This window comes from Cellulomonas sp. (assembly GCF_035634735.1).
Lineage (GTDB): Bacteria > Actinomycetota > Actinomycetes > Actinomycetales > Cellulomonadaceae > Cellulomonas.
Genome location: NZ_DASQCJ010000030.1, coordinates 1 through 17933 on the forward strand (window position 1 = coordinate 1; position 17933 = coordinate 17933).

General features: G+C 77.4%; 17 protein-coding genes and 1 riboswitch. Of the genes, 15 read left to right on the forward strand and 2 right to left on the reverse strand.

Translation table 11 applies throughout. From position 1 onward, the window contains the following. The first annotated feature begins 42 nt into the window (after positions 1–42). Positions 43–176, forward strand: a riboswitch (FMN riboswitch). Positions 177–316: 140 nt separating this feature from the next. The 8 genes from ribD (at position 317) to VER05_RS02540 (ending at position 6488) form a co-directional block, all read left to right on the forward strand. Further along, positions 317–1408, forward strand: coding sequence for a bifunctional diaminohydroxyphosphoribosylaminopyrimidine deaminase/5-amino-6-(5-phosphoribosylamino)uracil reductase RibD (gene ribD, locus VER05_RS02505; protein ID WP_324843845.1), 1092 nt, complete (start codon positions 317–319; stop codon positions 1406–1408). Further along, positions 1408–2136, forward strand: coding sequence for a riboflavin synthase (locus tag VER05_RS02510; RefSeq protein ID WP_324843820.1), 729 nt, complete (start codon positions 1408–1410; stop codon positions 2134–2136). Before ribD ends, VER05_RS02510 begins: the two co-directional genes overlap by 1 nt. Further along, on the forward strand, positions 2133–3497 hold the full coding sequence (gene ribB, locus VER05_RS02515) for a 3,4-dihydroxy-2-butanone-4-phosphate synthase (RefSeq protein WP_324843821.1): 1365 nt from the start codon (positions 2133–2135) through the stop codon (positions 3495–3497). The genes VER05_RS02510 and ribB overlap by 4 nt, the downstream gene beginning before the upstream one ends. Beyond that, positions 3494–3964 (forward strand): 6,7-dimethyl-8-ribityllumazine synthase, encoded by a 471-nt coding sequence (gene ribH / locus VER05_RS02520; RefSeq protein ID WP_324843822.1) that lies wholly within the window; start codon positions 3494–3496, stop codon positions 3962–3964. The genes ribB and ribH overlap by 4 nt, the downstream gene beginning before the upstream one ends. After that, complete coding sequence (gene pnuC / locus VER05_RS02525) at positions 3961–4659, forward strand: nicotinamide riboside transporter PnuC (protein WP_324843823.1); 699 nt, start codon at positions 3961–3963, stop codon at positions 4657–4659. Before ribH ends, pnuC begins: the two co-directional genes overlap by 4 nt. A 59-nt stretch (positions 4660–4718) precedes the next feature. Continuing rightward, a complete protein-coding gene (locus VER05_RS02530; RefSeq protein WP_324843824.1) occupies positions 4719–4982 on the forward strand; it encodes a phosphoribosyl-ATP diphosphatase in 264 nt (87 codons plus the stop codon). A gap of 53 nt (positions 4983–5035) precedes the next feature. Continuing rightward, positions 5036–5884, forward strand: a complete 849-nt coding sequence (hisG, locus tag VER05_RS02535) for an ATP phosphoribosyltransferase (protein ID WP_324843825.1) — start codon at positions 5036–5038, stop codon at positions 5882–5884. A gap of 169 nt (positions 5885–6053) precedes the next feature. Further along, a complete protein-coding gene (locus tag VER05_RS02540; protein ID WP_324843826.1) occupies positions 6054–6488 on the forward strand; it encodes a PH domain-containing protein in 435 nt (144 codons plus the stop codon). Positions 6489–6860: 372 nt separating this feature from the next. On the opposite strand, the gene VER05_RS02545 is transcribed toward VER05_RS02540, so the two are convergent. Further along, complete coding sequence (locus VER05_RS02545; protein WP_324843827.1) at positions 6861–8183, reverse strand: HNH endonuclease signature motif containing protein; 1323 nt, start codon at positions 8181–8183, stop codon at positions 6861–6863. 841 nt (positions 8184–9024) lie between these two features. Next, complete coding sequence (locus VER05_RS02550; RefSeq protein WP_324843828.1) at positions 9025–10299, reverse strand: DUF3866 family protein; 1275 nt, start codon at positions 10297–10299, stop codon at positions 9025–9027. Positions 10300–10333: 34 nt separating this feature from the next. Between VER05_RS02550 and VER05_RS02555 the strand changes: the two genes are divergently transcribed. The 7 genes from VER05_RS02555 (at position 10334) to VER05_RS02585 (ending at position 17856) form a co-directional block, all read left to right on the forward strand. Then, positions 10334–11440: a helix-turn-helix transcriptional regulator gene (locus tag VER05_RS02555; RefSeq protein WP_324843829.1), complete on the forward strand. Its 1107-nt coding sequence runs from the start codon at positions 10334–10336 to the stop codon at positions 11438–11440. Beyond that, entirely contained in the window at positions 11433–12443 is a 1011-nt protein-coding gene (locus VER05_RS02560; RefSeq protein WP_324843830.1) for a helix-turn-helix transcriptional regulator, read from the forward strand. Before VER05_RS02555 ends, VER05_RS02560 begins: the two co-directional genes overlap by 8 nt. Before the next feature lie 17 nt (positions 12444–12460). Then, the gene (locus VER05_RS02565; RefSeq protein WP_324843831.1) at positions 12461–12802 is read left to right on the forward strand and encodes a hypothetical protein; all 342 of its coding nucleotides are present in this window, start codon (positions 12461–12463) and stop codon (positions 12800–12802) included. Positions 12803–12898: 96 nt separating this feature from the next. Further along, entirely contained in the window at positions 12899–13207 is a 309-nt protein-coding gene (gene tatA / locus VER05_RS02570) for a Sec-independent protein translocase subunit TatA (RefSeq protein ID WP_324843832.1), read from the forward strand. A 39-nt stretch (positions 13208–13246) separates the two neighbouring features. Beyond that, complete coding sequence (tatC, locus tag VER05_RS02575; protein WP_324843846.1) at positions 13247–14050, forward strand: twin-arginine translocase subunit TatC; 804 nt, start codon at positions 13247–13249, stop codon at positions 14048–14050. Further along, on the forward strand, positions 14047–14973 hold the full coding sequence (locus VER05_RS02580; protein WP_324843833.1) for a diacylglycerol kinase family protein: 927 nt from the start codon (positions 14047–14049) through the stop codon (positions 14971–14973). The genes tatC and VER05_RS02580 overlap by 4 nt, the downstream gene beginning before the upstream one ends. A 9-nt stretch (positions 14974–14982) precedes the next feature. Further along, positions 14983–17856: a DEAD/DEAH box helicase gene (locus VER05_RS02585; protein ID WP_324843834.1), complete on the forward strand. Its 2874-nt coding sequence runs from the start codon at positions 14983–14985 to the stop codon at positions 17854–17856. The last annotated feature ends 77 nt before the right edge of the window (positions 17857–17933 follow it).

Here is a 17933-nt window from a genome sequence, read left to right on the forward strand (position 1 = left end):
GCGGGAATGCCGCGTGTGGCATCATCGTTCGGTAGAACACACACACGTGCTCCGGGGTCGGTGAAAGTCCGAGCCGGCGGTGACAGTCCGCGACCCGCAGACGCCTCACGGCGCGAGCGGTTGACCTGGTGGAACTCCAGGACCGACGGTGAAAGTCCGGATGGGAGGAGTCGTGGCGGCGTGCTCGGCGTGAGCCGGGTGCGCCGTGGACGTCGTGCACCCGTGCGCCGCCCGCACCCCGGAGACCTGTCGGTCGGAGGGAGCGGAAGTGGGCACGCGGACGGCGGTCGAGCCGGCTGAGGTCGAGCGGGACGCGATGGCGCGCGCCCTGGACCTCGCCCGCCGCGGGCCCGTGCACGGGCCGAACCCGCGCGTCGGCTGCGTGCTGCTCGCCGCGCCCGGTGCCGCCGCCGGCGCGCCGCGCACCGCCCCGGAGGGCCCCGGCGGCGGGGGCTCCCGCACGGGCGAGTCCGGTCCCGTGCCGGGCGCCCGCGTGCTCGGCGAGGGCTGGCACCGCGGCGCGGGCACCCCGCACGCCGAGGTCGCCGCGCTCGCCGACGCGCGGGCCCGGGGCCTCGACGTCCGCGGCGCCACCGCCGTCGTCACCCTGGAGCCCTGCGACCACACGGGCCGGACCGGGCCGTGCTCCGTCGCGCTGCTGGAGGCCGGCGTCGCCCGCGTGGTCGTCGCCGTCCCCGACCCGAACCCGGCCGCCGCCGGGGGAGCCGCGCGGCTGCGCGCCGCGGGCGTCGAGGTGGTGCTCGGCGTCGAGGAGGCCGCCGGGCGGGCGCTGCTCGGACCGTGGCTCGTCGCCGTCGAGCGCGGGCGCCCGCACGTGACGCTCAAGCTCGCGGCCACGCTCGACGGCCGCGTCGCCGCGGCGGACGGGTCGAGCCGGTGGATCACCTCGCCCGAGGCCCGCGCGCACGCGCACGCCCTGCGCGGCGAGGTCGACGCGCTCGTCGTCGGCACCGGCACCGCCCTCGCGGACGACCCCGCCCTCACCGCGCGCGGCGCCGACGGCGCGCTCGCCCCGCACCAGCCGCTGCGCGTCGTCGTCGGCGCGCGCGACCTGCCGGCGGGTGGGCGGCTCGCCGGACCGGGTGGCGACGTGCTGCACCTGCGCACCCGCGACCCTCGCGAAGCGCTGGCCGCGCTGCACGCCCGCGAGGCGCGGCGCGTGCTCGTCGAGGGCGGGCCCACGCTCGCCGCGGCCTTCCTGCGCGCGGGCGTCGTGGACGAGGTGCACGCCTACGTGGCGCCCGTGCTGCTCGGCGCCGGGCGGTCCGCCGTGGGCGATCTGGGCATCGGGACGATCGGGGACGCGCTGCGGCTGCGGACCCGCGAGGTACGACCGCTGGGGCCCGACGTGCTCGTCGTGGCCGACGTCGAGGAGGAGGAGCGCTGATGTTCACCGGCATCGTCGAGGAGGTCGGCACCGTGGTGTCGCTGGACCTGGCCCCGGGCGGGGCGGGCGCGGAGGCGGGCGCCGGCGGCGCCGCGGGGGAGGACCGCGACGCGCGGCTCGTGCTGCGCGGCCCGCTGGTCACCTCCGACGCCCGGCACGGCGACTCCATCGCGGTGTCCGGGGTCTGCCTCACGGTCACCGACCTGCCCGGCGACGGCACCTTCGCCGTCGACGTCATGCCGGAGTCGCTGCGGCGCACCGCGCTCGCCGACCTCGCGCCGGGCTCGCCGGTCAACCTGGAGCGCGCCGTGCGGGCCGACGCCCGGCTGGGCGGCCACGTCGTCCAGGGCCACGTCGACGGGGTGGGCACCGTCCGCCGGCGGGCGCCGGGCCCGCGGTGGGACGAGGTCGAGATCGCGCTCGACCCGGCGCTCGCCCGGTACGTCGCGGAGAAGGGCTCCGTCGCGGTCGCCGGCGTCTCGCTGACCGTGACCGCGGTCGGGCCCGACTGGTTCGGGGTGTCGCTCATCCCGACGACGCTCGCCGAGACCACGCTCGGCGACGCCGCCGTCGGGACCCGGGTGAACCTCGAGGTGGACGTGCTGGCCAAGTACGTCGAGCGGCTGCTGTCCGCCGGCGCGGTCGCCGGGGCCCGGGTCGACGCCGGGGTCGGGGCCGACGCCGGGGTCGGGGCCGACGCCGGGGCGGGCGCGGAGGTGGCCCGGTGACCGCCGTCGACCCCCAGCCGATCGCGCTCGGCACCGTCGAGCAGGCCCTCGAGGCGCTGCGTTCCGGGCGGCCCGTCCTCGTCGCCGACTCCGAGGACCGCGAGAACGAGGCCGACGTCATCCTGGCCGCCGCCCTCGCGACGCCGGAGTGGGTCGCGTGGACGATCCGGCACTCGTCCGGCTACCTGTGCGCTCCCATGACCGGCGCCCGGGCGGACGCCCTCGACCTGCCCCTGATGGTGCCGCAGAGCCAGGACCCCCGGCGCACCGCCTACACGGTGACCGTCGACGCCGCGCACGGCGTGACCACCGGCATCTCCGCCGCCGACCGGACGCGCACGCTGCGCGTCCTCGCCGATCCCGCGTCCGGCACCGAGGACCTGATCCGGCCCGGGCACGTCCTGCCCCTGCGGGCCGTGCCGGGCGGCGTGCTGCACCGCGCCGGGCACACCGAGGCCGCCGTCGACCTGTGCCGCCTCGCCGGGGTCGAGCCGGTCGCCGCGATCGCCGAGCTCGTGCACGACGACGGGACGATGATGCGGCTGCCCGCCACCGCGGCGCTGGCGCGCGAGCACGGCCTCGTCGTCCTCACCATCGCCGACCTGATCGCCTGGCGGACCGCGCACGACGACCTGCCCGCCGAGCCCGCGCCCGGCGCCGAGGCCGCGGCCGCCGCGCCGGCCCGGCGCGTGCACCGCGCGCACAGCGCCGTCCTGCCCACGCGGCACGGCGACTTCCGCGTGCACGCCTACCGCGACCTCCGGACCGGCGCCGACCACCTCGCGCTCGTCGCCGCGCAGGGCCTCGCCGCGCAGCCCGTCGTCCGGGTGCACTCCGAGTGCCTCACCGGCGACGCCTTCGGCTCCGCGCGCTGCGACTGCGGGCCCCAGCTCGACGCGGCGCTGGACCTCGCGGCCCGCGAGGGCGGCGCGGTCGTCTACCTGCGCGGGCACGAGGGCCGGGGGATCGGCCTGCTCGCGAAGATCGGCGCCTACGCGCTGCAGGACCAGGGCCGGGACACCGTCGAGGCGAACATCGACCTCGGCTGGCCGGCGGACCGGCGCGAGTACGGCGCCGCGGCGGCGATCCTCGCGGACCTCGGCGCCGGGCGGATCACCCTGCTCACCAACAACCCGGCGAAGGTCGCCGGGCTCACGGCCCACGGCATCGAGGTCGCCGACGTGCGCGGCCTCGAGGTCGGGCGGACCCCGCACAACGAGGCCTACCTGCGCACCAAGGCGCGGGCGATGGGGCACCTGCTGCCCGGCCTCGACGCGCACCCCGCCGGCACACCCACCACCCCCACCGGTCCCACCCCCTCGGGCCCGGCCACCACGTCTCGCACGGAGGACGCACGATGAGCGGCAGCGGCGCTCCCACGATCACCACCGACGGCAGCGGCCTGCGGGTCGCCGTCGTCGCGGCCAGCTGGCACACCACCGTCATGGACGGCCTGCTCGCGGGCTCCCGGCGCGCGCTCGCCGCCGCCGGCGTCACCGACGTCCGGGAGGTGCGGGTGCCGGGCACCTTCGAGCTCCCGGTCGCGGCCGGCCGGCTCGCCCGGTCCGGCGACCACGACGCGGTCGTCGCGCTCGGCGTCGTCATCCGGGGCGGCACCCCGCACTTCGACTACGTCTGCCAGGCCGCGACCTCCGGCCTCACCGACGTCGCCGTGCAGACCGGCGTGCCCGTCGGGTTCGGCGTGCTCACCTGCGACGACGAGGCCCAGGCGCTCGACCGCGCGGGGCTCGAGGGCTCCCACGAGGACAAGGGCGCGGAGGCGGCCGAGGCGGCGGTGGCCACCGTCGTCGCGCTGCGCGGGCTGTGAACGTCCTCGGCTGGCTGTTCGACGCCCAGCTCGTGGTCGCCGGGCACCCCGTGCTCTGGCGGGAGGTGATCGGCAACCTGTTCGGCCTCGCGTCCGCCCTCGGCGGCCTGCGCCGCAAGGTGTGGGCGTGGCCCGTCGGCATCGTCGGCAACGTCCTGCTGTTCACCGTGTTCCTCGGCGGCGTGTTCCACACCCCGCAGGAGCGCGACCTCTACGGGCAGGCGGGGCGGCAGGTGTTCTTCGTCGCCGTCGCGGTCTACGGCTGGGTGCGCTGGTCGCAGGCCCGCCGGGTCGCCCGCGAGCACGGCGACCCCGACGCCCCGGCCGTCGTGCCCCGGTGGGCCGGCCGGTCGGGCTGGATCCAGCTCGGCGTCGTCGGCGTCGTCGGCACCGTCGCGTGCGCCCTGGTGTTCCGCGCCCTCGGGTCCTGGGGGCCGTGGGCCGACGCGTGGATCTTCGTCGGCTCCCTGCTCGCCACCTACGGGATGGCGCGCGGCTGGATCGAGTTCTGGCTCATCTGGATCGCCGTCGACGCCGTCGGCGTGCCCCTGCTGCTCAGCGCGGGCTACTACCCGTCGGCGTTCCTGTACCTGGTGTACGCGGGGGTCGTCGTCTCGGGCTTCGTCGTCTGGTGGCGCGCCCGGCGCGAGTCCGAGCCGCAGCAGGTCACCGCGGCGGCCGGGGTGGAGGGGTGAGCATCCCCACGCTGGACGCGGGACCGGGTGGGGTCGTCCGACCGTCTACCCTGGCGGGCGTGAAGACGTTCGACGCGCTGTTCGCTGAGCTCACCGAGAAGGCGGCCACCCGGCCCGCGGGATCGGGCACCGTCACGGAGCTGGACGCCGGCGTCCATGCGATCGGCAAGAAGATCGTCGAGGAGGCCGCCGAGGTCTGGATGGCCGCCGAGCACGAGGGCGACGCCCGCACCGCCGAGGAGATCTCCCAGCTCCTCTACCACCTGCAGGTGCTCATGGTCGCCAAGGGCCTCACGCTCGAGGACGTGTACGCCCACCTCTGACCGGCCCCGGCCCGCTGCCCCCTGTCACACCTGAACACCCCCGGAGAACCCCCGTGCTGAGGATCGCCGTCCCGAACAAGGGCTCGCTCGCCGAGCCCGCCTCCGACATGCTCCGCGAGGCGGGCTACCGCCAGCGCCGCGACTCCCGCGAGCTCGTCCTGCCCGACGCCGACAACGGCGTCGAGTTCTTCTTCCTGCGCCCCCGCGACATCGCCGTGTACGTCGGCGCCGGCACCGTCGACGTCGGCGTCACCGGCCGCGACCTGCTGCTCGACTCCGAGTCCCCGGCGACCGAGCACCTGCAGCTCGGCTTCGCCCGGTCGACGTTCCGGTTCGCGACCCAGGCCGGCCAGATGAACGACGTCCGCGAGGTCGCCGGCCGGCGCGTCGCGACGTCCTACCCCGTGCTCGTCGCCGACTACCTGCGCCGCCAGGGCGTCGTCCCGGCCGAGGTCGTCCGGCTGGACGGCGCGGTCGAGACCGCGATCCGGCTCGGCGTCGCCGACGTGATCGCCGACGTCGTCGAGACCGGCACCACCCTGCGCGCGGCCGGGCTCGACGTGTTCGGCGAGCCGATCCTCAAGTCCGAGGCGGTGCTCGTCCGCCGGGCCGACGGCGAGGAGCCCGCCGGGCTCGACGTGCTCACCCGCCGGCTGCAGGGCGTGCTCACCGCGCGCGAGTACGTGCTCATGGACTACGACGTGCCGACCGCGCTCGTCGAGCAGGCCGTCGCCATCACGCCGGGGCTCGAGTCGCCGACCGTGTCGCCCCTGCACAACCGCGACTGGTCCGCCGTCCGCGCGATGGTGCGGCGCTCCGAGACCAACCGCGTCATGGACGCCCTGTACGACGTCGGCGCGCGGGCCATCCTCGTCACGTCGATCCACGCCTGCCGGCTCTGACTCCGGGCGACGGGCGATGACGGGGGAGCCGGGGCGGGACGGGCAGGGCGGGGACGGCGGACCGGTGCCCGGTCGCGGCGGCGGTCGCGGTGCGGGTGACGGCCCCCACCACCCCGGTGCCGGCTCCGCCCGGGGCGGCGACGAGCCCCGACGGCCCGCGCTCGACGACGTGTTCCGGCCGCGCGCCGCGCGGGTGGTGACCGGCACGCTGGCCGTCGTCGTCGCCCTCGCGACCGCCCTGCTCATCGTGCTGCTCTCCACCACCGGGGTCGAGGGCTGGACCACGGCGGACCTCGGGGGCATCGCGCTCGTCGGGCTGGCGATCGTCGGGTTCCTCTGGCGCCAGGCCACCGTGTGCGCCACCCCGACCCCGGAGGGTCTGCGGGTGCGGAACCTCGCGAGCACCCGCACCGTCGCCTGGGCCGAGATCGTCTGGGTCCGGTTCGGCGAGGGCCGCCCGTGGGTCCAGCTCGACCTCGACGACGGCGACACCCTCGCGGTCATGGGCGTCCAGCGCTCCGACGGCGAGCGGGCCCGGCGCGAGGCCAAGCGGCTGTCGACCCTCGTCGCCGTGCGGCAGCGGACCGCGCGGGGCGACGACTAGCCGAGGTCCGCGTGGCGCGGCCGGACGGCCGGCTCGTGCCGGCGCCCGGCCGGGGCTCGGGCGTCCAGCCGGTCCGCGCCGGGGCCACTGCGGGGTGAGTCGTCGGTCGGCGCCGTGCTCCCGTGGGCGCGGTGGGTCGGTGCGCGCGATGGCTCGGCCGGCGTAGTGGCTCGGCCGGCGTAGTGGCTCGGCCGGCGTGGTGGCTGGGTGGGCATGGTGGCTCGGCCGTCGTGTCGACTCGGTGGGCGTGGTGGGTCGGTAGGGGCGGCGGTCGTGCTGGTCTGGTCGCTCGGGGGCGTGGTCGCTGGGGGCGGCGTGGAGCCCCGCGGCGCAGCGGCGGGCTCGGCGTCGCGGCCCCTTCGGCGCAGCGGCTCAGAAGGGTGGCGGCTCGTCCGGGTCGCCGGGCCCGGCGCTCGCGTCGCCGCTGCGGTGCGCCCGGTCGCGTCGCCGGTGCGCCTCGCGGACGCGTCGGGGCGCGGTGAGGTGCTCGGTCGGTGCGTCGAGGCCCGGCCTGGTCCGGTAGGCGTGGCCGGTGGGGTCCGTCCAGTCGAAGACGCCCGGTTCGCGCTGACGCAGGGTGAGGCCGAGCTGGTGCTTGGCGCGGTGGTGGCGCGGGCAGACGGGCCCGAGGTTGCGGTCGCTGGTGGTGCCGGGCGGGTCGGGGTCGCCGCCACCGGTGGCGGGCTCGGGGTGCCAGGGTTCGGTGTGGTCCAGGTCGCAGCGCGCCGCGGGGACCGGGCAGCCGGGGCCGGCGCAGCTCGCGTCGCGGTGCCGGACGTGGGCCGCCAGCGCGGCGGGCGGCCGGTACGTGGTGCGCCCGACGTCCAGGACGGCGCCGGTGAGGTCGTCGGTGACGAGCCGCTGCCAGGTGCCGCCGAGGGCGAGGGCGCGGGCGGTCGTGGCGTCGATCGGGCCGTACCCCGCCAGGTCCGCGGGCTGCTCGTCCTGGCCGAGCAGGGTCGACAGCGGGACGGTGACGACGACGTGGGTGCGCGCATCGCGCGGGCCGGTGCCGGCGCGGCCGCGGGCGCGCGGGGCGGTCGCCGGAGTGCTCGAGTCGGCGGCGGGCGCGTCCGGTGCGCTGGTGCTCCCGGACGGGAGGCCCGGAGGCTGTGACGGGGACGCGAGGAGCAGGTCGGTCAGCCCGTCGGCGCGCAGCTGGTCCAGGGTGCGGGGGTCGCCGGCTGCGCGTGCGGTGCGGGCGCAGGACTCGAGCACGGTGTCGATCGCCACGGCCCTCGGGGCGGGCAGGACGAGGCGCATCTCCGCCATCTGGTCCGGCAGCGCCCGGGGGTGCGTGACCATCCGGGACGCCTGGGCCTCGGCGTGCCGGTCGGCGGCGTGCCCGGGGTCGACCTCGAGCAGCGCCCGGGCCACGTCGCGCCTGACCTGCCCGGTGGTGCGGTCGGCGGCGCGCGGGAGGACCCGGTCCTCGACGGCCTGCGCGATCTGCCAGGGCTGCTCACCCAGGCTGGCCGCGATCGCCCGTGCGGCGGGCACCGCGATGCGCCCGTCGGCCAGGGCCCGCCCGGTCGCGGCGAGGTGGTGGTCGAACGCGAGGCCCGCCCGGACGAGGGCGAGCATCTCCTGGGGGGAGCGGCGCAGTCGCAGGGAGAGCGGCATCGCGGTGGCGCGCAACGGCATCGTGAGCTGCTCGGCCCGGTTCTGGTGGTCGGTGAGCCGCGGGTGCGGCATGTCGGGGTGCGGTGCAGCGCAGCCGCAGCGCGGGCGAGCCCGGCGTGCGCCCAGCCCGCGACGCGCACGTAGGCGGCGGCGACCTCGATCAGGTCGAACGCGGCGAGCGACGGCAGGTCCAGGGCGCTCAGCAACCGCACGAGGGGCACGCCGGTCGGCGTCTCGTCGAGCGCGGCCTGGAGCCGGAAGAGCTCGGGCTGCGCGGGATCGAGGTGCTCCGCGACGACGGCGGCTCGCGCCGCGGGGTCCATCGCGTCCACGTCGATCGCACCCGCGTCAGGCACCGCCTCGTCGGTCGTCGACCCGTCGGTCGTCACGTTGCCGGTCGTCGACCCGTCGCTCGTCGCCCGGCCCGTCGTCGACCCGCCCGTCGCCACCGCGTCGGCCTCCGTCCCGGCGATCGCCGCCTCTCCGCGGACGGCGAGGGAGTCGTTCGCGCTCGGGCGGGCGACGGTCGAGGCACACGGGGTCTGCCGGGTGACGTCATCGGCCGGGTCGGAGGTGCCGGTGCCGCCCGTAGTGCCGGTGCCGCCCGTGGTGCCGGTGCCGCCCGTGGTGCCGGTGCCGCCGCAGGTGCACCTGCAGCCGCACGCCAGGACCGCCCCGCCGGGCGGCGGGGAGACGCGTTCGCACTGGTCATCGGGCATGGGACCAACCTACGGGCGACCACCGACACGCCTTGCGCCCCGCGTCACAAGGCTGGGGACGGTGCGCGCCGGCCCACCCTGTGGAGGAGTCGGCGGGCGCTCGTGCAGCGGAGGTCCGGGCTCGGCGCGCGACCGGGCGCGGCCCCGACCACGGCCGTCCGGCCGCCGGCCGCGCGAGCTCGCCCTCCGGGTGCTCAGGCCCGGCGGGCCAGCCGCGCCGCGTGCGCGCCCGCGGCCGCGGCCGCGAGGAACGCGGCGGGGTCCTGCGCGAGCCCCCGCCCCATGGTCGACAGCCGGACGGGCGACGCGCCGAGCGCGGTCAGCAGGTCGGCCCCCGCGGCGACCTCCACGAGCCGGTGCCGCCCGGCGGGCTCGACGAGCGACCGGGCCTGCTGGGCCACGCGCCGCCCGACGGCCGCGAGGTGGGCGCCGAGGTGCTCCTGGGGGTCGGGCACGCGCAGGCCGGGCTGCTCTCCGTCGCCCACCACCGCGCCGCCCACCACCGCGCCGCCCGCCACCGCGCCGCCCGCCGCCGGCGCCGCCGCCGGGTCGAACACCGGCACCACCACGTCGGCCGGGGTCAGCGCGACGCGCCCGTACGCCGTGAGCGAGTGGTGCGACACGCCGAGGTGCCGGTCCCGCGCGTCGGCGCCGGACACCCGCAGCGACGCCACGGGCCGCCCGCCGAGCACGCCCGCGGCGTTGACCGCCTCGCCGGCGGCGACGCCGGAGAACCCCCACCGGGTCCCGGTGCCGAGGTTGCCGGGCCCCTGGGCGACGACGACGACGTCCGCGCCGACGACGTGCCGCGCGGCGAGCAGGGCGGTGTGCAGGGTGACGGCCTCGTGGTCGCCGCCGAACGCCTGCCCGGCGGTGAGGCACGCCTCGATCCAGCCGGCCTCGCGCATCCCGGCGACGGCCATCGAGAACCAGGCGGGCAGGGCGCCGCCGTCGGTCATGACGTAGGCGACGCGCAGCGGCGGCACCGCCGACCCGGGCCGGGACAGCAGCGCGTCGGCGTACCGGACGCCCGCGACGACGGCCGGCAGGGCGGAGTGCAGGTCGGCGACGACGACGGGGAGCCCGGCGAGGTCGTCGGCGTCGCGCAGGACCTCGTGGTGCGGCGACTCCTGGTCGTCGACGCCGAGCACCATGGCCTGCAGCGGGGTGTACCGCGCCTTGACGAGGTGGCCGGGCCCGGCGGGCGGGTCGGCGGGCAGCCGGTCGGGGGCCCCAGGGGCGACGACGAGGGCGTAGCCGCCGGTGCCGAGCCCGCGCGCGAGCGCCGACACGTTGAGCAGGACCGTGTCGCCGACGCGGAGGTCGCCGACGAGCGCGGGGTAGGCCAGCGCGCGCACCGTGACGGGGTCCGGCCCGGACACGCCGTCGGCGACGACGACCGTCAGCTCCTGGGCCCCGGGCCACGACCGACCGACCTGCTCCACCGTGCCCGAGCGCCATGTGATCACCGGACCACGCTACCGGCCACTACGGTTGTCCCCGATGCCCGAACAGATCCACCCCGCCGAGCGGCTGCTCAACCTCGTCATCGCGCTGGTGCACACGCCCGGCCGGATGACGAAGGAGCAGATCCGCCGCACGGTCGCGGGCTACGGCGACGCCCCGTCCGACGAGTCGTTCGAGCGGATGTTCGAGCGCGACAAGGACACGCTGCGCGACCTGGGCATCCCGGTCGCGACGGTGACCTCGGCCGGCCACGGCGACGACATCGGCTACCGGATCGACCAGGACGCGTACGCGCTACCGCCGCTGGAGCTGACCTCCGCGGAGCTGGGCGCGCTGTCGCTGGCGGCGGAGTTCTGGCAGGACCGCTCGGTGCGGGCGGACACGTCCCGGGCGCTGACCAAGCTGCGCGCGGTGGGCGCCGGCGCGGGGTCGAGCGACCTCGCGGCCGGGCTGGCCCCGCGGGTGCGGGCGGGCGGCGACGCGTTCCCGCCGCTGCTGGACGCGGTGCAGGCGCGGCAGCGGGTCCGGTTCACCTACCGGGCGGCGAGCACGGGCGAGGTGCGGGAGCGCCTGGTCGAGCCGTGGCGCCTGGTGGCGCGGCGGGGCGGCTGGTTCCTCGTGGGCTTCGACGTGGACCGCGACGGCACGCGCTCGTTCCGGCTGAGCCGGATCGAGGGGCGGGTGCGCGTGGTCGGCGCGGCCGGGGCGTTCGACGCGCCGACGCCGGAGCAGACCGAGGCCGCGCTGCTGTCCTGGGACGTCCGGGACGAGCGCACGGCGGTGCTGGCGCTGCGGGCGGAGCGCGCGGAGGCGCTCCGGGCGCGCGGCGAGCCCACGGACCTGCCGGACGGCGCGTCGCCCGCGCTCCGGGCGGCGGTCGCCGACCGCGACCTGGTGCGCGTGTCGTACCGGGCGACGTGGGAGCTGGCGGAGGAGGTCGCGGGCTACGGCGACGCCGTGCTGGTCGCGGACCCCCCGGCGCTGCGCGACGCGGTCCTCGGCCTGCTGCGCGTCGCGGCGACGCTGGACGGCGGCGGCCCCGACGCCGGCGGCCCGCCCGCGGGCCCCGCCGCCGAGACCGCCGGCGGCACCCCCGCCGGCACCACCCCCGCCGGCGACACCCAGGAGGCCCCCCGTGGCTGAGCGCGCGAGCGAGCGGCTGCTGCGCCTGCTCGGGATGATCGGCTACCTCGACCGCAACGACGGCGTGTCCGTCGAGCAGCTGGCCGAGCACTTCGGCGTGACCCCGTCGCAGGTGATGGCGGACGTCGACACGCTCTGGATGAGCGGCACCCCCGGCTACTACCCGCACGACCTCATCGACTTCGACGCGGACTCCTACGACCGGGGCGAGATCCGGCTGACGGAGTCCCGCGGGATGACCCGGCCGCTGCGCCTGGGCACCCGCGAGGCGGTGACGCTGCTGGCGGCGCTGCGCGCGATGGTGGCGGACCTCGGCCCGACGCTCGACCCCGAGCAGGCGGAGGTGCTGCGCTCGACGCTGGCCAAGCTGACGGCGGCGACGGGGGAGGCCGCGGGCGCGGTCGACGTGCGGCTGGCGGTCGACGGGCGGCCGGAGGTGGTGGCGCAGATCCGCCGGGCGCTGGCGACCGGCCGGCGGCTGCGGATCCGGTACGTGAACGCCTCCGACGTGACGAGCGACCGCGACGTGGACCCGCTGCGCATGACGACCAGCGACGAGCGGTCGTACCTGCAGGCGTGGTGCCTGCGGGCCGGCGACGAGCGGCTGTTCCGCCTGGACCGGGTGCTCGCGGCCGAGGTGCTCGACGCGCCGGCGGAGCCGCACCCGGGCGCGGGTCGCGGGGCGACGGCGGAGTTCCGGTTCGACCTCGAGGGCGACGTGGCGACGCTGCACCTGCGCAGCACCGGCCGCTGGGTCGCGGAGACGGTGCCGGTGGAGGACGTGCGCAACCTGCCGGACGGGTCGTTCGAGGTGGACGTGCGGGTGGGGCAGCGGGCGTTCCTGCGCAGCCTGCTGCTCCAGGCCGCGGACGACGTGCTGGGCGTGCGGCCGCCGGAGGTGGCGCGGGACGTCGCGGTCCGGGCCCGGGCGGCGCTGGCGGCGTACGGGCCGCTCGCCGGCCCCGCGGACGCGCCGGCCGACCCCACGCCCGCCGCGGGCTGACGGGATAGGTTGGCCCGATGGTCTGGGTGGTCGTGTGGTCGGTGCTGGTCGTCGGCACGCTGGTCGGCGCGTTCTTCCTCGGCCGGGACCTGTGGCGGCGGTTCCGCGCGCTGGTCGCCGAGCTCCGCGAGGCGTCCGAGGTCCTCGGGCAGCTCGCCGAGCACGCGTCGACCCTCGCCGAGCAGGCGCAGGAGGCCGAGCGCGCCGCCCGCGCCGCGCGGGAGGCGGCGCTGCTGCCCGACCCGGAGGAGGCCCGGGACCGCTGGGCGCTGCTCCGCGAGCAGGCGGCGGAGCGCCGGGAGCGCCGGCGGGAGCGCGACCGCCGGACCCGCGAGGGCTGGCGCGCCTACACGCGCTGACGCGGGGCGCACCCACCGGTGCGACCGCTTCACCCGCAGCGGGGGTGGTGCCGGTTAGGATCGACGGGTCAACGTCTCCCGTCCGACAGGAACGTCATGAACGCCCTGAAGCCCTGGCACATCGGTGTGCTGCTCGTCGTGATCCTCCTGCTGTTCGGGGCGCGACGGCTGCCGGACCTGGCGAAGTCCGTGGGCGAGTCCCTGCGCATCTTCAAGCGGGAGGTCAAGGACCTGGCCGAGGACGAGCCGCGCACCGCGCCCGCCCCGCCGCCGACGGCCGACCCGGCCCCGCCGCTCGCGCAGGGCCCCGTCGTGAACCCCGCGCCGTCCGCGTCCCCCGCGCCCTCGCTCGACCAGCCCGGGCACCAGCCGCCGGCGAGCGGCAGCACCACCCCCAGCGCCTGATCCGTGGCGCGCAAGAGGCGGCCCGACCCCGAGGGCCGGATGCCGCTGCGCGAGCACCTGCTCGAGCTGAGGAAGCGGCTGTTCCTGGCCGCGATCGGCCTGGCGGTCGGCGCGGTGGTCGGCTGGTTCCTGTACGAGCCGGTGTTCGAGCTGCTCCAGCAGCCGCTGCTCGACACCGCCGCGGGGCGCGACGGCCGGGTGTCGGTGAACTTCGCCGGCCTGGCCAGCGCGTTCGACATGCAGATCAAGGTGGCGCTGTTCCTCGGCGTCATCGTGTCCAGCCCGTGGTGGCTCTACCAGCTGTGGGCCTTCATCACGCCCGGCCTGACCCGCCGGGAGAAGCGGTCGGCGGTCGGCTTCCTGGCGGCCGCGGTGCCGCTGTTCCTGGCCGGCGCCGGGCTGTCGGCGTGGACGCTGCCGACGGCGGTGAAGGTCCTCACGGACTTCACGCCGGAGGGCGCGTCCAACTTCATCGACGCGCAGGCGTACCTGAGCTTCGTCATGCGGTTCGTGCTGGCGTTCGGCCTGGCGTTCGTGCTGCCGGTGGTCATGGTGTGCATCAACCTGGTCGGCCTGGTCCGGGCGAGCACCTGGGCCAAGGGCTGGCGCTGGGCGGTGCTGCTCGCGTTCGTGTTCGCCGCGGTGATGACGCCGACGCCGGACGCGATCACGATGATCGTCATGGCCCTGCCGATCTGCGGCCTGTACTTCGCGGCGCTGGGCGTGTGCGTGCTGCACGACCGGCGCGCGGACAAGCGGCTGGCGGCGGCGGAGACCGCGGCGGGCCGCGAGGGCCTGGGCGGGACCGGCGCCGGCACGGCGGACGGGACGCTCGCCACGTGAGCCACCTCGGGGTCGTGGTGAACCCCGTGGCGGGCAAGGGACGCGGGACCGGCGTGGGGGTGGCGGTGCTCGACGCGCTGCGCCGCCGCGGGCACCGGGTCGAGGACCTGACCGCCCGGGACCTGCGCACGGCGACGGCGCACGCGCGCCGGGCGGCCGTCGCGGGCCTCGACGCGCTCGTGGTGGTCGGCGGCGACGGCCTGGTGCACCTGGGCGCGAACGTGGTGGCCGAGACCGACCTCCCGCTGGGCATCGTCGCCGGCGGCACGGGGAACGACGTGGCGCGCGCCCTCGGGCTGCCCCGCGGCGACGTCGCCGCGTCGGTCGAGGCGATCGAGCGCGCGCTGCTCACCGGGCCGCGCGCGATCGACGCCGTGCGGGTGGGGTCGCCGGCGCAGGCGGCCCGGGAGTGGTACCTCGGCGCGCTGTCGTGCGGCATCGACGCGGCCGTGAACGCGCGCGCCAACGCCCTCGCCTGGCCCCGCGGCTCCGCGCGCTACGTGCGGGCGCTGGGCCCGGAGCTGCGGGCGTTCCGCCCGTACGGCTACCGGCTGACGACGGACCAGGGCGTGTGGGAGTCGGCGGGCACGGTGGTCGTCGCGGCGAACGGCCCGTGGATCGGCGGCGGCATCCGGATCGCGCCGGACGCGCGCCTCGACGACGGGCTGCTGGACGTCGTCGTCGCGGGACCGTTCAGCCGGGCCGGGGTGGTGCGGATCTTCCCCGGGATGTACGCGGGTCGGCACGTGCGGCACCCGCAGGTGCAGGTGCTCCGGAGCCGGCGGGTGCTCGTGGAGCCCGCGCCGCACCTGGGCGGGACCCCGCCCGAGGCGCACGCCGACGGGGAGCGGATCGGCGCGCTGCCCCTGCTCGCCGAGGTCGTGCCGGGCGCCGTCCGGGTGCTGGCGGCCAACCCGACCTAGGGTGGGCGCGTGGCACGACGCAGCACGGCACGCACCCCCGAGCCCGACGAGCTGTCCCCGGCCGAGCGGTACGCCGCCGCGCGTCGCCGGGCGCAGGCGGAGAAGAGCGAGCTCGCCCGGTTCCGGCAGCTCCTGGACTTCCCGCTCGACGACTTCCAGGTGGAGTCCTGCGAGGCGGTCGAGCGCGGTAGCGGGGTGCTCGTCGCGGCCCCGACCGGCGCGGGCAAGACCGTCGTCGGCGAGTTCGCCGTGCACCTGGCGCTCGCCACCGGCCGCAAGGCGTTCTACACGACGCCGATCAAGGCGCTGTCGAACCAGAAGTACCACGACCTGGTGCGGCGGTACGGCGCGGAGCAGGTCGGCCTGCTGACCGGCGACACGACGCAGAACGGCGAGGCCCCGGTCGTGGTCATGACGACCGAGGTGCTGCGCAACATGCTGTACGCCGGGTCGAGCACGCTCGACGGGCTCGGCTTCGTCGTGATGGACGAGGTGCACTACCTCGCGGACCGGTTCCGCGGCCCGGTCTGGGAGGAGGTGATCATCCACCTGCCCGACGACGTGCAGCTGGTGTCGCTGTCCGCCACCGTGTCGAACGCCGAGGAGTTCGGCGACTGGCTGCGCACGGTGCGCGGCGACACCGCCGTGGTGGTGAGCGAGCACCGGCCGGTGCCGCTCGGCCAGCACGTGCTGGTCCGCGACGACCTGCTCGACCTCTACGCGGGCCACGTCGACCCGACCGCGCCGGGCAAGAACCCGCCGATCAACCCCGAGCTCGCGCACCTGCTGCGGCGCGCCGAGCGCGCGTCCGACGCCCCGCACCGCGGGCGCCGGGGCGCGGGGGACCGCGGTTACCGGGGCCCGGGCGGGCGCCGGCCGGGCGGCGGTCCCGGGGGCGGCGGACCGGGTGGCGGCGGCGGTCCGCGTCCCGTCCCGCGGCCCGTCATGGTCGACGTCCTGGACGAGGCGGGCCTGCTCCCGGCGATCGTGTTCATCTTCTCCCGGGCCGGCTGCGACGCCGCGGTGGCGCAGTGCCTCGCCGGCGGGCTGCGGCTGACGTCGCCCGCGGAGGCGGAGGAGATCCGGTTCATCGCGGAGACCCGGTGCGCGTCGATCGCGCCCGAGGACCTGGACGTCGTCGGCTACTGGGGCTTCGTCGACGCGCTGGTCCGGGGCGTCGCGGCGCACCACGCGGGGATGCTGCCGGCGTTCAAGGAGACGGTCGAGGAGGCGTTCGCCCGCGGGCTGGTCAAGGTCGTGTTCGCGACGGAGACGCTGGCGCTGGGCATCAACATGCCCGCGCGGTCCGTGGTGCTGGAGAAGCTGGTCAAGTGGGACGGCTCGCACCACGTCGACATCACGCCGGGGGAGTACACCCAGCTCACCGGCCGTGCGGGGCGCCGGGGGATCGACTCCGAGGGCCACGCCGTGGTGCTGGGCCGGGGCGACCTGGACCCGATGGCGCTGGCCGGGCTGGCGTCGAAGCGGCTGTACCCGCTGCGCTCGGCGTTCCGGCCGACGTACAACATGGCGGTCAACCTGGTCGCCCAGGTGGGGCGGGTCCGGGCGCGCGAGGTGCTGGAGACGTCGTTCGCGCAGTTCCAGGCCGACCGCGGGGTCGTCGGGCTGGCCCGGCAGGCGCAGAGCCACGCCGAGGCGCTGGAGGGCTACGCCGAGGCGATGACCTGCCACCTCGGCGACTTCGGCGAGTACTTCGCGCTGCGCCGCGAGCTGTCCGACCGCGAGCGGGGCGTGCACCGGGCGAGCGCGGCGGCCCGGCGGCAGCAGGCGGCGGCGAGCCTGCAGGGGCTGTCGGTCGGCGACGTGGTCGCGGTGCCGAGCGGGCGGCGGTCCACCTACGCGGTGGTCGTCGACCCGGGCGCGCACGGCGGCTTCGAGGGCGCGCGGCCGATGGTGCTGACCACCGAGCGCGAGGTGCGCCGGCTGTCGGTGCAGGAGGTCGGCGACGGGATCCGGGCCGTCGGGCGGCTGCGGGTGCCGAAGGGCTTCTCGCCGCGGGCGGCCTCGCACCGGCGCGACCTCGCCGCGACGCTCCGCGGCGAGATCAACGCGGGCAGGATCACCGGGGCGGTGCCGAGCCGCCGCCGGGGCCGGGCCGTCGCGGAGGACGAGGACGAGGCGATCGCCGCGCTGCGCCGCGAGCTGCGCGCGCATCCCTGCCACCAGTGCCCCGACCGCGAGGAGCACGCCCGGTGGGCGGAGCGGTGGTACCGGCTGGAGGGCGAGCACCGGGCGCTGGTGCGGCGGATCGAGGGCCGCACCGGGTCGATCGCGATCGTGTTCGACCGGATCTGCGAGGTGCTGGACGAGCTCGGCTACCTGGCGACGGGCGACGACGGCGGCACGGTCGTCACCGACGAGGGCCGCTGGCTGCGCCGGATCTACGCCGAGAACGACCTGCTGCTCGCCGAGTGCCTGCGCCGGGGCGCGTGGGCGGAGCTCGACGTGCCCGGGCTCGCGGCCGCGGTGTCCGCGGTCGTGTACTCGGCGCGCCGGGACGACCGGGACCGCAGCCCCGCGGTGCCCGGCGGGCCGTCGAGCCGGCTGGGGATCGCCCTCGACGCGACGACGCGCATCTGGTCCGAGCTCGACGACCTGGAGAGCGCGCGCCGCATCGAGTCGACCCAGCCGCTCGACCTCGGGCTGGTGGCGCCGGTGCACCGGTGGGCGGCCGGGCGCGGGCTCGACGCGGTACTCCGGGACGCCGACCTCGCGGCGGGCGACTTCGTGCGGTGGTGCAAGCAGGTCGTCGACGTGCTGGACCAGGTCGCCAAGGCGGCCCCGGACGCCCGGCTGCGGGAGACGGCGCGCAAGGCGGTGACCGCGGTGCGCCGCGGCGTGGTGGCGTACGCCGGGACCTGAGCGGGGCTCGCGGGCGCACGCGCGGTCGCGGGCGGCGCGGACCCCGGCGGGCCGCCCGTGACCTGCCCGGTTATCGT

What these genes read in the sequence shown, in the direction of transcription:
- VER05_RS02545 (WP_324843827.1), bottom strand. Translation starts at nt 8,183, where the DNA reads ATGCCGCACCCGCGGCTCACCGACCACCAGAACCGGGCCGAGCAGCTC.
- ribD (WP_324843845.1), top strand. Translation starts at nt 317, where the DNA reads ATGGCGCGCGCCCTGGACCTCGCCCGCCGCGGGCCCGTGCACGGGCCG.
- tatA (WP_324843832.1), top strand. Translation starts at nt 12,899, where the DNA reads ATGAACGCCCTGAAGCCCTGGCACATCGGTGTGCTGCTCGTCGTGATC.
- tatC (WP_324843846.1), top strand. Translation starts at nt 13,247, where the DNA reads ATGCCGCTGCGCGAGCACCTGCTCGAGCTGAGGAAGCGGCTGTTCCTG.
- VER05_RS02555 (WP_324843829.1), top strand. Translation starts at nt 10,334, where the DNA reads ATGCCCGAACAGATCCACCCCGCCGAGCGGCTGCTCAACCTCGTCATC.
- ribH (WP_324843822.1), top strand. Translation starts at nt 3,494, where the DNA reads ATGAGCGGCAGCGGCGCTCCCACGATCACCACCGACGGCAGCGGCCTG.
- VER05_RS02565 (WP_324843831.1), top strand. Translation starts at nt 12,461, where the DNA reads ATGGTCTGGGTGGTCGTGTGGTCGGTGCTGGTCGTCGGCACGCTGGTC.
- VER05_RS02510 (WP_324843820.1), top strand. Translation starts at nt 1,408, where the DNA reads ATGTTCACCGGCATCGTCGAGGAGGTCGGCACCGTGGTGTCGCTGGAC.